Source organism: Pseudomonas multiresinivorans (genome assembly GCF_012971725.1).
GTDB lineage: Bacteria > Pseudomonadota > Gammaproteobacteria > Pseudomonadales > Pseudomonadaceae > Pseudomonas > Pseudomonas multiresinivorans.
In genome coordinates this window covers 2,416,225-2,430,686 of the sequence record NZ_CP048833.1, presented here as the reverse complement: position 1 = coordinate 2,430,686, position 14,462 = coordinate 2,416,225, and the positions used below count along the sequence as shown (strand labels likewise).

Sequence of the window (14,462 nt, the reverse complement as noted above, 5' to 3'; positions counted from 1 at the left end):
AACACCGTTCGCGAGCAAGCTCGCTCCTACAGGCTTCACGCCTCAGCTCCTGTGCACGCAACTCAGGCCCGCACGCTCTCCCAGGCAATCTGCGCCAGCTGATCCCGGCAATCGATCAGGTCCACCCGCGTGCGCCCGGCCAGCCAGTTGCGCGCGTAGTCCTGGCTCGGGCCAATCACCACCGAATTGAACAGCTCCGGCGCCAGCTCCTTGAACGCTCCGGCCTTGCGGTGCTCGGAGAGCAGCCCGGCAATGCGGCGGCCCTGTTCGCGGTTGGCCTCGCGCAACGCCTCGCCCACCTCTCCCGCTTCGACGCGCCCCCTGCTGTGCAGGATGAAACGCGCCCACTCCGGGTTCGCCGCCACCCAATCGACGTAGCAGGTGACGAACAGCTTCACGCAGGCCTCCGCGCTCATCCCGTCCTCGATTCCGGCATCGAGCAGTGCGGCATATTGGCCGACGCCCGTGAGGTACAACGCGCCGATGATCCGTTCCTTGTTGCCGTAGTGGTGATACAGGCTGCCGATACTGGCGCCGGAGCGATCGCGGATCATCTCGATGGTGGTGGCATCCACGCCGGATTCGCTGAAGCAGGCCAGCGCGGCCTGAAGAATGTCGTCTTTGCGGGAAGGTCGGGCCATGGGGTTCCTGTTGGAAAAACCGCTCGAACAGAATTCTAGAATATTTTTCTAGAATTAATTTCTAGTCTTCGTATACTGCCTGGGCGCGCATCCATCTTCAATCCGCTTTGCCCCGGAGTTGCCATGAGTCAGATGATGCAAATGTACCAGCAGGCCGGCCCCGCGCAGTTCAGCGCCATGATCGGCCAGGTCGCCCCCTACTTCGCCAGCATCGCCCCGCAGTTCGTCGAACTGCGCCCAGGCTACGCGGAAGTGACCTTCCCCAAGCGCCGCGAAGTGCTCAACCACATCGGGACCGTGCACGCCATCGCCCTGTGCAACGCTGCCGAACTGGCCGCCGGGACCATGACCGACGTGTCGATCCCCAAGGGCCGCCGCTGGATTCCCCGCGGCATGACCGTGGAATACCTGGCCAAGGCGGACGGTGACGTACGCGCCGTGGCCGATGGCCGTGCCGTGGACTGGAACCAGGAAGGCGACGTCATCGTCCCGGTGCTCGCCTACGTCGGTGACAAGAAGGTATTCCGCGCCGACATCACCATGTACATCAGCCAGGCCTGAGGGATCGCGCCATGATCACACCGCTTCCCCGCCCGCTGGACAACGGCAATGGCCAAAGCCTCTCCAGCCACTGGTACTACCCACCCGGCGAAGCCCGCGGAGCGGTGCTGATCGTTCCTGCCATGGGCGTCGAGCAGCGTTTCTACACGGCCTTCGCCAACTGGCTGGCCGAGCGCGGCTACCTGACAGTCACCTTCGACTATGTCGGCATGGGTAAATCCCGCGCCGGCTCCCTGCGTGATCTGGACGTCGACATCCTCGCCTGGGGGAACCACGACTGCAGCGCCATGCTCGATGCCGTGGTCGCCGCGGCCGGCGAGCTGCCGGTGTACTGGATCGGCCACAGCCTGGGCGGGCAGATACTGCCCTTCGTGCGGGGTACCGAGCGCATCCACCGCGCCTTCACCATTGCCACCGGCAGCGGCTACTGGCGCGAGAACACCAAGGGCTTGCGGCACAAGGCCTGGCTGCTCTGGTACCTGCTGGCACCGACGATCACGCCGCTGCTGGGCTACTTCCCCGGCAAGCGCCTGGGCGTGGTCGGCGACCTGCCGCGCGGAGTGATCGAGCAATGGCGGCGCTGGTGCCTGGACCCGGAGTACTCGGTGGGCGCGGAAGGTGGTGCAGTGCGCGAGGCGTATTCCTCGGTGAGCACACCCATTACCTCCATCTCCTTCACCGACGACGAGATGATGTCCGGGCGCAATACCGAGTCGCTGCACGGTTTCTACCGTGGCTCGCCGAAGACGCTGAAGAGAATCGCGCCGGAGGATATCGGCGTGAAGCGCATCGGCCACTTCGGCTTCTTCAGAAGCCAGTTCGCCGATTCACTGTGGGCGGATTACCTGCTGCCGGACCTGGGCTGACACCCAGGCCCGGCACGGGCATCAATCCAGGTTGACCAGCACCCGGCCAACCAGCTTGCCGGCCAGGATCTGGTGGATGGCAGCCGGCAGGTCGTCGAGCTTGACCTCGCGCACCGCCGCCTCCAGGTTGTCGAGCTTCCATTGCAGGGACAGCTTGTCCCACATGGAAGCCTTGACCACCAACGGCAGCTCCACCGAGTCCACGCCCAGCAGATTCACGCCGCGCAGGATGAAGGGCAGCACGGTGGCCTTGAAGGCGGCGCCGGCGGTCAGGCCGCAGCAGGCGACGCTGCCGCCGTACTGCAGCGACTTGACCACATTGAACAGGATGTCACCACCCACGGTGTCCACCGCGCCAGCCCACTGCTCGCGCAGCAGCGGCTTGTCGACGCCATCGGAGACGGTGGCGCGGTCGAGGATCTGCCGGGCGCCGAGGCGGTTCAGCAGCTCGGCCTGTTCCAGCTTGCCGGTAGCGGCAGCCACGGTGTAGCCCAGTTGCGCCAGCAGCATTACCGCGATGCTGCCCACGCCGCCGGTGGCGCCAGTGACCAGGATCGGCCCGGCGGACGGCGTCAGGCCAGCGCGCTCGAGCTTGTCGACGCAAAGCGCGGCGGTCAGGCCGGCGGTGCCGAGGATCATTGATTCGCGCAGCGACAGGCCCTGCGGGCGCTTGATCAGCCAGGCGGCAGGCACGCGGATGTACTGGCCGAAGCCGCCCGGCGTGTTCATGCCCAGGTCATAGCCGGTGACGATGACTTCATCGCCGGCGGCGAATTCGCCCACCGAGGACTCTTCCACCACGCCGGCGGCATCGATGCCGGGAGTGTGCGGGTACTTGCGGGTGACGCCACGGTTGCCGCTGGCGGACAGCGCATCCTTGTAGTTGAGCGAGGAATACTTCACCCGCACCAGCACTTCACCCGCCGGCAGATCGGCAACCTGCCGCTCTGCCACCTGCAGGTCATGCACGCCGTGCGCGCTTTCCGTGACCCACAACGCCTTGAATGCACTCATCTCGACCCTCCTCTTTCGAATTCAATAAACGGGCGCGATCCCGGCGCCCGACGCCCAATCATTGCCAGAAGAGTCATTGCCAGAAGCGGCTGCGACCCAGGCGGTCCCACCAGGTCACCAGCACGCGATCGATCACGCCGCTGACACCCACGCCGAAGCGCTCCTGGATGGACTTCTTCTGCACGTAACTGAGCTGGTAGACATCCGCCTCGCGGGCGCGTTCGGCCAGGTATTCGTCACTGGTCTTGAGCTCGTCGACCAGTTTCTTGCCCAGGGCCGCCTGGCCCAGCCAGACCTCGCCGGTGGCGATCTCGTCGATGGCCAGCTGCGGGCGGTAGTGGACAACGAATCGCTTGAACAGCTCGTGGGTGGTTTCCAGGTCTTCCTGGAACTTCTCGCGGCCCTTGTCGGTGTTCTCGCCGAACACGGTCAGGGTGCGCTTGTATTCGCCAGCGGTGAGCACTTCGAAGTCGATGTCGTGCTTCTTCAGCAGGCGATTGACGTTGGGCAACTGCGCCACCACGCCGATGGAGCCGAGGATGGCGAATGGCGCGGAGAGGATGCGCTCGCCGATGCAGGCCATCATGTAGCCGCCGCTGGCAGCGACCTTGTCGACGCAGACGGTCAGCGGCACGCCGGCCTGGCGGATGCGCGCCAACTGGGAGGCGGCCAGACCGTAGCCATGGACCATGCCACCGCCGCTCTCCAGGCGCAGCACCACTTCGTCGCGCGGGGTGGCGAGGGTCAGCAGCGCGGTCACCTCATGGCGCAGTTGCTCGGTGGCCGAGGCCTTGATGTCGCCATCGAAGTCGAGCACGTAGACGCGGTTCTTCTCGCCGCCCTTCTTCTTTTTCGCTTCCTTCAGCGTTTTCGCCTCGGACTTGCGCAGGGCCTTGAGCTTGGCCTTCTCCAGCACGCTGTGCTGCAGGCGCTCGCGCAGTTCCTTGTAGAAGTCGTTGAGCTTGTGCACCTCCAGGTGCCCGCTGCCACCACGACGGCCGCGGCCGCGCAGAGCGGCGATCACCACTAGGACGATGACGATGGCCACTACCACGGTGAAGGTCTTGGCCAGGAAACCCGCGTAATCCGCTAGAAACTCCACTCACATCCCCTTTTACAATTCTGTTCGCGCACGCGTGACAAGCGCTGTGAATCCCGCAAGCATACCCACGCCGCCGGCCCGCCACCAGCGCTGGCAAAGCGCTGTATCAGTCCAGCGAATAGCATTCAAACAAGCGTATGTTTTTTCGTTGACAGCCCCAGGTGATCCTCATAACCTCGCCGGAACTTTCAGCCCTGCCGGGAACGCGCGCGTGGGAAGCATCTACCTGATTCGACATGGCCAGGCTTCATTCGGTGCCGACGACTACGATGTGCTCTCGGACACCGGCGTGCGCCAGGCGCAAATCCTCGGCGAGCACCTGGCCAGCCTCGGCCTGCGCTTCGATCGCTGCATTGCCGGCGACCTGCGCCGCCAGCGCCACACCGCCGAAGCGGTGATGGGCCGGTTGAACGAAGCCGGGATCGATACGCCCACCCTGGAAATCGATTCCGCCTTCAACGAATTCGAAGCCGACGCAGTGATCCGCGCCCACCTGCCGGACCTGCTGGAGATCGAGCCGCAGGCGCTGCACATCATGCGCAACGCCGCCGACCACCGCGCCGAATTCCAGCGCCTGTTCTCCACCGTGATCGCCCGCTGGGTTTCCGGCGACCACGACAAGGACGGCCTGGTCAGCTGGGCTGAATTCCTCGACACCGTGCACGGCGGCCTCAAGCGCCTGCTGGAATCGGCCAGCGGCAAGGACAACATCGGCGTGTTCACCTCCGGCGGCACCATCACCGCCGTCCTGCAGATGGTCACCGGCATTCCGGCGCTGAACGCCTTCGAGCTCAACTGGCAGATCGTCAACACTTCGCTCAACCGCCTGAAGTTCCGCGGCAGCGAAGTGGCCCTGGCTTCCTTCAACAGTCACGTGCATCTGGAACTGTTGAGGGCGCCGGAACTCATCACCTATCGTTGAGTACCGGCCCAATGCGGCGCCGAGCGCCGCGCGAGAAAACCTAGAAAAGGAATAGAACCATGAGTGTTGCTGACATCGTTTCCACCATGAAGAGCAAGTTCAACGCCAGCGCGGCCGCCGGCCTGGATCTGGTGTTCCAGTTCAACATCGAAGACGGCGACAACCACTACCTGGTCGTCAAGGACGGTACCTGCGAAGTGGTACAGGGCGACGCCGAGTCCCCCAACGTCACCCTGATCATGGACAGCGAGACCCTCAAGGGCATCACCAGCGGCGAAACCGACGGCATGCAGGCCTTCATGGCCGGCAAGCTGCGCGCCGAAGGCGACATGATGCTGGCGATGAAGCTGGGCGAACTGTTCCCGGTCTGATCCGAGGAAGCCTGCCCGCGCAGCACGAAAAACCGGAGTCCCTGGCTCCGGTTTTTTTATGCCCGCGCCCCGCTCCGGCCCGCGAATCAGGCAGCCTGATCGGGGTGCAACACGAACGCCAATAACGTCCCGCCGTGCTTGTGAGCGGCAGACGTCGACATTAGATTAGCCAATGATCACCCGGCGCCATCATTGCTTTGCCTGATTCTGCCGCAACCCATCAGGCGAGAGCACGACGCCACCTTGCGCGCCACCCTTGCCCGCCGCTTTCGCTGCGGTGCGATGACCCGTACAAGCCCAGTACAAGAAGGGACCAGCATGTCGTTGACCGACCAGACCATCCGCTCCCGCGAAGGTGAAGAACTCGACGCCGCCGTGATCGACGGCTACCTCAAGGACCACATTCCCGGCCTGCAGGGCCAGCCGCGCATCAGCCAGTTCCCCGGCGGCGCGTCGAACCTGACCTACCTGATCCAGTACGACAACCAGGAGCTGGTCCTGCGCCGCCCGCCGTTTGGCAAGAAGGCCAAGTCCGCCCACGACATGGGCCGCGAATACCGCATCCTGAACCAACTCAAGGACGGCTTCCCCTACTGCCCCAAGGCGTACGCCTACTGCACCGACGAGTCGGTGATCGGCGCCGAGTTCTACGTCATGGAGCGGGTCAATGGCATCATCCTGCGCAGCGACCTGCCCAAGGAACTGAACCTCGACGCGCCGCAGACCACCGCGCTGTGCAAGAGCTTCATCGACAAATTCGTCGACCTGCACAACGTCGACTACAACGCCTGCGGCCTGGGCGACCTCGGCAAGCCCGAGGGCTACGTGCAGCGCCAGATCGGCGGCTGGATCGATCGCTACGAGAAGTCCCTGACCCCCGACGCACCGGCCTGGGAACAGGTGAAGGTGTGGCTGCGCGAGAAGATGCCGGCCGACCACCACAAGCCGGGCATCGTCCACAACGACTACCGCTTCGACAACGTCATCCTCGACCCGAACAACCCGATGCAGATCATCGGCGTGCTCGACTGGGAGATGACCACCATCGGCGACCCGCTGATGGACCTGGGCAACACCCTCGCCTACTGGATCGAAGCGGGCGACCCGCAGCCGATGCAGATGCTGCGCCGCCAGCCCAGCCACGAGCCGGGCATGCTGACCCGCCAGCAGTTCGCCGACTACTACGCCGAGCGCGCCGGCATCCAGATCGACAACCTCGATTACTACTACACCTACGGCCTGTTCCGCCTGGCCGGCATCATGCAGCAGATCTACTACCGCTTCTTCCACGGCCAGACCCAGGACAAGCGCTTCGCCACCTTCATCCACGCCAACAAGCTGCTGGAACAGGTGAGCCTGCAGGTCATCGGCAAGTCCCGCCTGTAACGGCGCTAGAGAATAAGGAGAACCCCCATGTCCAAGACCCAACTGTTCGACCTCGAAGGCAAGATCGCCTTCGTTTCCGGCGCCAGCCGCGGCATCGGCGAGGCCATCGCCAAGCTGCTGGCCCAACAGGGCGCCCACGTGATCGTCTCCAGCCGCAAGATTGACGGCTGCCAGGCCGTGGCTGACGAGATCGTCGCCGCCGGCGGCAAGGCCACCGCGATTGCCTGCCACATCGGTGAAATGGAGCAGATCCAGGCCGTCTTCGCGCAGATCCGCGAGCAGTTCGGCCGCCTGGATATCCTGGTCAACAACGCCGCCACCAACCCGCAGTTCTGCAACGTGCTGGACACCGACCTGTCGGCCTTCCAGAAGACCGTCGACGTGAACATCCGCGGCTACTACTTCATGTCCATCGAAGGCGGCAAGCTGATGAAGGCCAACGGCGGCGGCAGCATCATCAACGTCGCCTCGGTCAACGGCGTCACCCCGGGCGAATTCCAGGGCATCTACTCGGTAACCAAGGCCGCAGTGATCAGCATGACCAAGGTCTTCGCCAAGGAATGCGCGCAGTTCAACATCCGCTGCAACGCTTTGCTGCCTGGCCTGACCGACACCAAGTTCGCCTCGGCGCTGGTCAGCAACGATGCCATCCGCAACGTCGCCCTGCAGCGCATCCCGCTCAAGCGCGTGGCCGACCCGAGCGAAATGGCCGGCGCCGTGCTGTACCTCGCCAGCGCCGCCTCCAGCTACACCACCGGCGTGACGCTGAACGTGGACGGCGGCTTCCTCGCCTAAGCGCTATCGCGGAAACGAGAAAGGGAGCCATTCGGCTCCCTTTTTTGCCTTTTGTAGGAGCGAGCTTGCTCGCGAACCCGCCTCACGCTGGCGTTTCATGGTGCGATGCGGTTCGCGAGCAAGCTCGCTCCTACAGAAAAGCGGCTACTGCCACTCCTTGAGCGCTTGGTTCGCCGCCGCATTCATCGGCTCAGCGGTCAGCCCACCCGCCCCGTAACGCACGGCGAAAACCGCCTGGTCGGCCATTGGCAGATAATTCACCCGCCCGGCTTTCGGCACGAAAGTCAGCAGATCGTGCTGGCCATCGCGCAGCCAGCGCCAGAGGTCGATCCCCGGCGCATCGGAAACCAGCGACACCTTGCGCCCGAGGGACTGCTGTTCAATGGCCAGGAAGCGGCCGGAAAGATCCTGCAAGCGATAACCGGGCGCCATGTCGATCAGACGTGCCAGGCCTTTCCACTCCAACACCCGCGCATCCAGTTGCCAGAGGTCGCCGGCCAGCTCCACGCGACGCTCCTCGTCGCCCTGCAGCAGCGTCACGTCATAGCTTTGCTCGCCGACCTTGTGGAAGCTCAGGGTCGCCAGCGGCCGCTCTGCCGGCAGCGCGTCGTAGCTGCGCAGGTCCCAGGCCACCAGCGCCACCAGCGCGGCAACGGCCACGAACAGCATCCCTGCCATACCCCGTAACCAGCCGAGGAACCAGTGACGGTCGAACAGAATGCGGGCGGCTACCACCAGGGCCAACAGCGCCACGAAGGCAACGACCCAGGCCAGACCGTCGTACTGCATCGAATGATTTCCTTCCTCGTAGAATTGCCGGCATTATGCGCACCGCGTACCTGCGCGGCCAGCCAGACCGTCGCAGCTTTCGGGCCCGTTAACGTTTCCTATGCCACCCGCTCTTTACAAAAGAGTGGCTGGACGGGCCCCTGATCAAGGCGAACCCAATGCCCTTCGAACTCGTCGTAGACCCAACCACCCTCGTCATCCTCGCCGGCGTCGCCTTCCTCGCCGGTTTCATCGACGCCATCGCCGGTGGCGGTGGCCTGCTGACCATCCCTGCCCTGCTCACCGCCGGCGTCCCGCCGCACCTGGCGCTGGGCACCAACAAGCTCAGCTCGACCTTCGGCGCCGCCGTGGCCAGCTACACCTTCTACCGCCGCAAACTGTTCCAGCCGCGCCAATGGCGCAAGGGGCTGATCGCCACCGCCATCGGCGCAGCGCTCGGCGCCTGGGCCGCGCACCTGATGCCGGCGGAATGGCTCAACCGCATGCTGCCGGTGGTGGTGTTCGGCTGCGGTCTCTACCTGCTGTTCGGCAAGACGCCCGAAGCGCCGCTGGACGCCAACCCGCGCATCGCCCAGCGCCGGCAATGGCCACAGGGCCTGGGCCTGGGCTTCTACGACGGTGTGGCCGGCCCTGGCACTGGTGCCTTCTGGACCGTCAGCACGCTGCTGATGTACCCGCTGGACCTGGTACGCGCCAGCGGCGTGGCACGCAGCATGAACTTCGTCAGCAACATCGTTGCGCTGGCGGTGTTCATCGCCTCGGGTCAGGTGGTCTGGCTGATGGGCCTGTGCATGGGCAGTTCGCTGATGATCGGCGCCTACTTCGGCGCCCGCACGGCGATTGGCGGCGGCGCCAAGTTCATCCGTCCGGTGTTCATCCTGGTGGTACTCGCGCTGACCGTACGCCTGGCCTGGCAGCACTGGTTCAGCGTCGCGGCCTGAAGTCGGCCGGTGCGGCGCCTGGACTCAGGCGCCGCCGGGCAGGACAGGATCGGGACGACCGGCGCGGCGCGCCAGGTAAACCTCGATCAGGTAGCGGGCGATGGAGCGCTCGGCCGGCAGGCGCGGCAGCTCGTCAACGTGGAACCAGCGAGCGTCTTCGATCTCGTCCGGCTGCATGACGATCTCGCCGCTGACGTATTCGGCGTGGTAGCCGAACATCAGCGAATGCGGGAACGGCCAGGGCTGGCTGCCCATGTAGCGGATATTGCCGATCTCGACGCCCACCTCTTCGCGCACTTCGCGGGCGACGCAGTGCTCCACCGACTCGCCCGGCTCGACGAAGCCGGCCAGAGTGCTGTACATCCCCGGAACGAAGCGCGGCGAACGCGCCAGCAGCACTTCATCGCCACGGGTTACCAGCACGATCATGCTCGGCGACAGCAGCGGATAGCGCTGGATGCCGCAGCTTTCACACTGCATGGCACGGTCGCGGGGCATGCGCTGATTGGGCTGGCCGCAGCTGCCGCAGAAGCGGTTCTGCCGCCACCAGATGCCGATCTGGCTGGCGAAGCCGAGCATGGCGAAGATGTCTTCCTCGGCCTGCATCATGAACTGGCGCAGGCCGATCCAGCTGGCGCCTTCCAGCGGGTCGGTACGGTCGATTTCCAGCAGGTACACCGGCTCGCCGTCGAACTGCCCGACAGCGTGCTCGGAAAGCACGGAAAGATCCTGGCGCTTGAGCCAGTCACGGGGAAACAGCACGCCGTTGCTGTCGGCGAGGAACTGCTGCTGGCAATGGGCGAGCGCCCAGCCACCAGTCGCCGCCACCTCGAACATCGAGGATTCCCAGCGTCCGGTACGCATCAGGCTGCCACCGTCAGGCCCAGGGCCTTGACGCTCTCGCTGGCGACGTCCAGGACGTCGGGTTGGCCTTCAGGCCGCATCATGGCTCCACCCTCCAGGTAGTACTCCAGGCCGGTCAGCGCATCTGCCAGGGTTTCCAGCATCTGCTCGGACGGCATCTGGGTCGTCTCGATCATCTGCCCCTGAATGTAATCGGCACAGGCACCCACGAGCAATGCCGCGCGCTCCTGGCCGAGGAACCACAGGCCACCGCGCACCGCCTGCAGGCTGATGGGGACGTTGGCCAGGTGCAGCTTGTCGCCATTGGATTCCAGGTACGCGGTGATCGCACGCTTGGCCAGCGCCAGGCCCGCCTGAGCCTCGTCGATCACCACGATGCGCGCTTCGGCGAGCTGGTGCGCGGCGAAGGAATCGTCCTCGCTCACCGGTGTCGGGCGCGCGCTCATTCGCTCGCCACGCTCCAGGTTGCCGACCATGCTCTCCACATACAGCAGCGCGTCAGCCAGCGAGTTGAGCGCAGCAGGTTCGTCCACCGCGCACTTGGCGACCCAGCCTGCAACCACACCGTGCTGGTGCTGCAGCGAGGTGGCGGCGGAGTTCAGGCCGACCATGCCCAGGGTCTTGGCCAGCTTGCCCAGCTGAGTGTGCAGGATGCCCAGCGCATCGGCCTGGGACACGCCGCGCTCGATCAGGTCGAGCTGGTCCTTCACCGCCGTGAGTTCCTCGCGGATCGCCACCGACAGCGAGCGCATCACCGACTTGCCAGGGCCGGACAGGCGTTGCGATTCGTCTTCGAGCAGGTGATCGGTGAATGGCAGCGGTGCCAGGCCGAACACCTGGCGCAGTTCGGTGGCGCGCACGCCGCTGGTGTCAGCCAGCGTGGTGAGATACAGCAGCTCCTTGAGCAACTGCCGCGGTGCCTCGTACTGCGGGTTGGCGATCAGTTGCTTGAGCTCGCGGTCCAGGCGCGCGAACACCTGCTTGCGCGTCTTGCGCGGCAGCATCTGCGCGTCGACCATCGACTCCAGCGCGCCGGCACCGACCCAGCACAGACGGGTGCGCGCGGCGCTGCCCAGCAGCACGTCGAGCTTGCCCAGCGCGCGGCCCATGAGCTTGAGGCTCGGGTAGAGATTCTGTTCGCGGATCAGCCCCACCAGGCCGACCTGGTACATCTGCCGCAGGCGGCGGACTTCGCGGGCCGGATCGTCCACCTGCGGTACCGTGACGCTGCGCAGCGGGCGCGGCAGGTCCAGGCGCGCGCTGAAGAAGAAGCTCTCCGGCAGCGTGGGCTGGCCGGCGGCCTGGCGCACGTCGTTGATCGCCGGCAGCAGCAGCTCGGGGATCTCCTGGCGATGTGCCTCGAGGTTTTCCAGGTAGCGGCGCAGCACGTAGAGCGCGTTGCCAAGCGCGGCCAGCTGGCCGTCGCGGTCCTCGCTGACCCCGGTGGGAATGTCAGTGGCCAGGTCCAGCGCTTCCTGCGCCAGCAGTTCGGCGCCCGCCAGCTCGATCAGGTTCAGCGTGCCGCGAATCTGGCTCAGGCAATCGACGGAATGTTGCAGCAGGCTGCCGTTCTGACGCTCGGCGATGAAGTGCTCGAGGTTCTGCTCGGCCTCTTCCATCGTGGCGAACAGCTCGTCGCGGACCAGACTGAGGGACGTGGCTCCAGTAACCATCGGCCTAGTGCGCCTCCTGCGCGCAAGAAGAGTGGACGGACATCAATCGGCGAACTCGGGGGTCTTCTTGCTCATGTGCGCCATCATGGCAGCTTGCAGGTCCGCGGACTGCAGCATCGCGGCATTCCAGGTGGCGATGTATTCCAGGCCGTCCTCGACGCGGTGGTCGCGGGCATAGCCGATCATTTCCTTGGTACCGCGGATGGCGATCGGCGACTTGGCGGCGATCTGCCGGGCCAACTCCATCACGCCGTCGAACAGCGCGGAATGGTCGGCGTAGACGCTGTTGACCAGGCCGATACGCTGGGCTTCCTCGGCATTGACGTTGCGCCCGGTGTAGGCCAGTTCGCGCATGATGCCGTCGCCGATCAGGCGCGGCAGGCGCTGCAGGGTGCCGACGTCGGCAGCCATGCCCATGTCGATTTCCTTGATGGAGAACTGCGCGTCCGCGCTGCAGTAGCGCATGTCGCACGCAGAGATCAGGTCGATGCCACCGCCGATGCAGTAGCCCTGGATCGCCGCGAGGACCGGCTTGCTGCAGTTGTCCACGGCGTTGAAGGAGCCCTGCAGCTGGAGGATGGTCTTGCGCAGGGCGCGGGCATTGCGGCCGACGTCCTTGCCCAGCTGGCTGGCAGCCTGGGCCAGCAGCGCCAGGTCGATACCGGCGGAGAAGTGCTTGCCGGCGCCGCTGAGGACCACGACACGGACTTCATCCGTTTCGTCGGCCCACTGGAAGATATCGATGATTTCCTTCCAGAAATCGGCATTCATCGCGTTGAGTTTTTCCGGACGGTTGATCTGCACATGGGCGATCTTGTCCGCCAGCTCGATGCGGAAGGCTTTGTATTCTTTCACGGGGATGTCCTCGGGTATGCCCTGCTTCTCGTCTGGGTGCGGCGCAGTGCCGCTGGAGCCCGGGCCAACAGTTCTTATTCGTGCTGGGAATCAGATTTTGGAAATCGCGTCACTATAACAAGGCGAAACTAAAAGTCGATGCCGTGGTCTGTGACGCAGCCCACGGCATCGGGCGGGAACTGGCTCGCAGATCGGCCAGCAAGTGCTTGATCTGGCTGCAAGGCCCGGTACGCGACAATCAGTCGCCGGCCGCCATCGGTAAACCCTGGACGCGATTGCGGTACTGCCGCCAGGTGTACATCGGGATGCCCGCCATGAACACCAGGAAGCCCCAGAAGATCGCCTGCTCGCCGGTGCCGTACAGCGCCCACAGCGAGTAGAGGAAACCCAGGGAACCGATGGCCAGCACCTGCGGGCGCGAGCGTGGGGAGAAGGAATCCGGCTTGGTCGCCAGCATCTGCAGCAGCGCCGCGGTGCAGAAGGCGTACGGCACGACACCGGTCATGGTGCCGAGCAGGATGATGACGTTGAACACCTCCACCAGCTCGCCGTGGCCGTCGACCATCACCAGCGCCGTCACCAGCAGCCCGGAAGACAGCAGGCCGTTGGCCGGCGCGCCGTTCTTGTTGAGTTTGCCCAGGGATTCGGGGAACAGCCCGTCACGGGCCGGCGCCACCGGGATCTGGCCCTGCAGCAGCACCCAGCCGTTGAGCGCGCCCAGGCAGGCGATCACTGCACCGCCAGCCACCAGGTAATAGCCCCAGGTGCCCAGCAGGATGCGTGCGGCATCGGCGAAAGGAGAAGTGGATTTGGCCAGCACTTCAGGCGGCATCAGGCCCTGCACGGCGGTAATCGACAGGATGTACACGGCGGCGGCCGCCAGGGTACCGAACAGCGTGGCGCGGGGGATGGTTTTCTTCGGATCGCGCACGTCGTCCGCCGGCACCGTAGCCGACTCGAGGCCGATGAAGGACCAGAGTGTCAGCGCCGCCGTGGTGGCAATCGCCTGGGCATAGCCCATATTCGGCAGCTCGCTGGGCGCCGGAATGGTCAGGTAGTCAGGGTTGAAGTGGAACCAGCCGAGAATGCCCACCAGCAGCAGCGGGATCAGCTTGAGTGCGGTCAGGCAGTTCTGCACCACGGCGAAGGCGGTGATGCCCCGCAGGTTGATCAGGGTGCACAGCCAGATGGCGCCGATGGCCGTGGCGACCATCAGCAGCGGGTCGGCCAGCGCCGGAATGAACACCCGCAGGTAGCCCACCAGTGTGACGGCGATCGCGGCATTGCCGATCCACGCGGCTTTCCAGTACGTCCAGGCGCAGAGATAGCCGGCAAAGCTGCCAAAGCCATCACGGGTATAGGCGTAGGGCCCGCCAGCACTGGGGTTGAGCCGCGCCAACCGGGCGAAGGTGAAGGCCAGGATCACCGCCCCGGTGCTCGACACCAGCCAGCCCAGCAGGCTGAGCCCACCGAAAGCCGCCAGGCTCGAGGGCAGCAGGAAAACTCCCGATCCCACCATGTTGCCGACCACCAGCGCAGTGCAGCTCCAGAACCCCATGCTGCCCTTTTTCGCTTCCGCCATCTGCGCTCCTTAGAAGCCCGCGACCTGTACTTTTCATTTAATTGCCCTGCCCCTTGCGAAGACGCAGAGCAGCGATCTGTCCTACAGGGTAGACAGCGGC

15 protein-coding genes are annotated in these 14,462 nt (G+C 65.1%); 7 read left to right on the top strand and 8 right to left on the bottom strand.

The annotated features are described in order from the left end of the window. Nucleotides 1-62: 62 nt before the first annotated feature. The gene (locus G4G71_RS11420; RefSeq protein WP_169937706.1) at nt 63-641 is read right to left on the bottom strand and encodes a TetR/AcrR family transcriptional regulator; all 579 of its coding nucleotides are present in this window, start codon (nt 639-641) and stop codon (nt 63-65) included. A gap of 123 nt (nt 642-764) precedes the next feature. On the opposite strand from G4G71_RS11420, the gene G4G71_RS11415 reads away from it, so the two are divergent. Both G4G71_RS11415 and G4G71_RS11410 read left to right on the top strand, forming a co-directional pair. Then, a complete protein-coding gene (locus tag G4G71_RS11415) occupies nt 765-1,202 on the top strand; it encodes a hotdog fold domain-containing protein (RefSeq protein WP_024763305.1) in 438 nt (145 codons plus the stop codon). 11 nt (nt 1,203-1,213) lie between these two features. Continuing rightward, complete coding sequence (locus G4G71_RS11410) at nt 1,214-2,068, top strand: alpha/beta hydrolase family protein (RefSeq protein ID WP_038803142.1); 855 nt, start codon at nt 1,214-1,216, stop codon at nt 2,066-2,068. A 21-nt stretch (nt 2,069-2,089) separates the two neighbouring features. Here G4G71_RS11410 and G4G71_RS11405 read toward each other — a convergent pair whose 3' ends face one another. Both G4G71_RS11405 and sohB read right to left on the bottom strand, forming a co-directional pair. Further along, entirely contained in the window at nt 2,090-3,082 is a 993-nt protein-coding gene (locus tag G4G71_RS11405; RefSeq protein WP_054907709.1) for a YhdH/YhfP family quinone oxidoreductase, read from the bottom strand. 73 nt (nt 3,083-3,155) lie between these two features. Next, on the bottom strand, nt 3,156-4,184 hold the full coding sequence (gene sohB / locus G4G71_RS11400) for a protease SohB (RefSeq protein WP_169937704.1): 1,029 nt from the start codon (nt 4,182-4,184) through the stop codon (nt 3,156-3,158). A gap of 211 nt (nt 4,185-4,395) precedes the next feature. Here sohB and G4G71_RS11395 point away from each other — a divergent pair, with 211 nt between their 5' ends. From G4G71_RS11395 to G4G71_RS11380, 4 genes are all read left to right on the top strand, one after another. After that, entirely contained in the window at nt 4,396-5,106 is a 711-nt protein-coding gene (locus G4G71_RS11395; protein ID WP_169937702.1) for a histidine phosphatase family protein, read from the top strand. A gap of 59 nt (nt 5,107-5,165) precedes the next feature. Continuing rightward, a complete protein-coding gene (locus tag G4G71_RS11390) occupies nt 5,166-5,477 on the top strand; it encodes an SCP2 sterol-binding domain-containing protein (RefSeq protein ID WP_017519529.1) in 312 nt (103 codons plus the stop codon). 318 nt (nt 5,478-5,795) lie between these two features. Continuing rightward, on the top strand, nt 5,796-6,863 hold the full coding sequence (locus G4G71_RS11385) for a phosphotransferase family protein (RefSeq protein ID WP_045208351.1): 1,068 nt from the start codon (nt 5,796-5,798) through the stop codon (nt 6,861-6,863). Nucleotides 6,864-6,890: 27 nt separating this feature from the next. After that, nucleotides 6,891-7,658, top strand: coding sequence for an SDR family oxidoreductase (locus G4G71_RS11380; RefSeq protein ID WP_169937700.1), 768 nt, complete (start codon nt 6,891-6,893; stop codon nt 7,656-7,658). A 144-nt stretch (nt 7,659-7,802) separates the two neighbouring features. Here G4G71_RS11380 and G4G71_RS11375 read toward each other — a convergent pair whose 3' ends face one another. Continuing rightward, complete coding sequence (locus tag G4G71_RS11375) at nt 7,803-8,447, bottom strand: hypothetical protein (RefSeq protein ID WP_169937698.1); 645 nt, start codon at nt 8,445-8,447, stop codon at nt 7,803-7,805. 158 nt (nt 8,448-8,605) lie between these two features. Here G4G71_RS11375 and G4G71_RS11370 point away from each other — a divergent pair, with 158 nt between their 5' ends. Beyond that, nucleotides 8,606-9,388, top strand: a complete 783-nt coding sequence (locus G4G71_RS11370; protein WP_169937696.1) for a TSUP family transporter — start codon at nt 8,606-8,608, stop codon at nt 9,386-9,388. Nucleotides 9,389-9,412: 24 nt separating this feature from the next. Here the strand turns inward: G4G71_RS11370 and nudC are convergent, their stop codons facing one another. From nudC to G4G71_RS11350, 4 genes are all read right to left on the bottom strand, one after another. Continuing rightward, on the bottom strand, nt 9,413-10,252 hold the full coding sequence (gene nudC / locus G4G71_RS11365) for an NAD(+) diphosphatase (protein WP_169937694.1): 840 nt from the start codon (nt 10,250-10,252) through the stop codon (nt 9,413-9,415). Beyond that, on the bottom strand, nt 10,252-11,925 hold the full coding sequence (locus tag G4G71_RS11360) for a FimL-related protein (protein WP_169937692.1): 1,674 nt from the start codon (nt 11,923-11,925) through the stop codon (nt 10,252-10,254). Before G4G71_RS11360 ends, nudC begins: the two co-directional genes overlap by 1 nt. Nucleotides 11,926-11,967: 42 nt before the next feature. Continuing rightward, a complete protein-coding gene (locus G4G71_RS11355; protein WP_169937690.1) occupies nt 11,968-12,780 on the bottom strand; it encodes a crotonase/enoyl-CoA hydratase family protein in 813 nt (270 codons plus the stop codon). Between the two features lie 238 nt (nt 12,781-13,018). Continuing rightward, complete coding sequence (locus G4G71_RS11350) at nt 13,019-14,362, bottom strand: amino acid permease (protein WP_169937688.1); 1,344 nt, start codon at nt 14,360-14,362, stop codon at nt 13,019-13,021. Nucleotides 14,363-14,462: the final 100 nt, after the last annotated feature.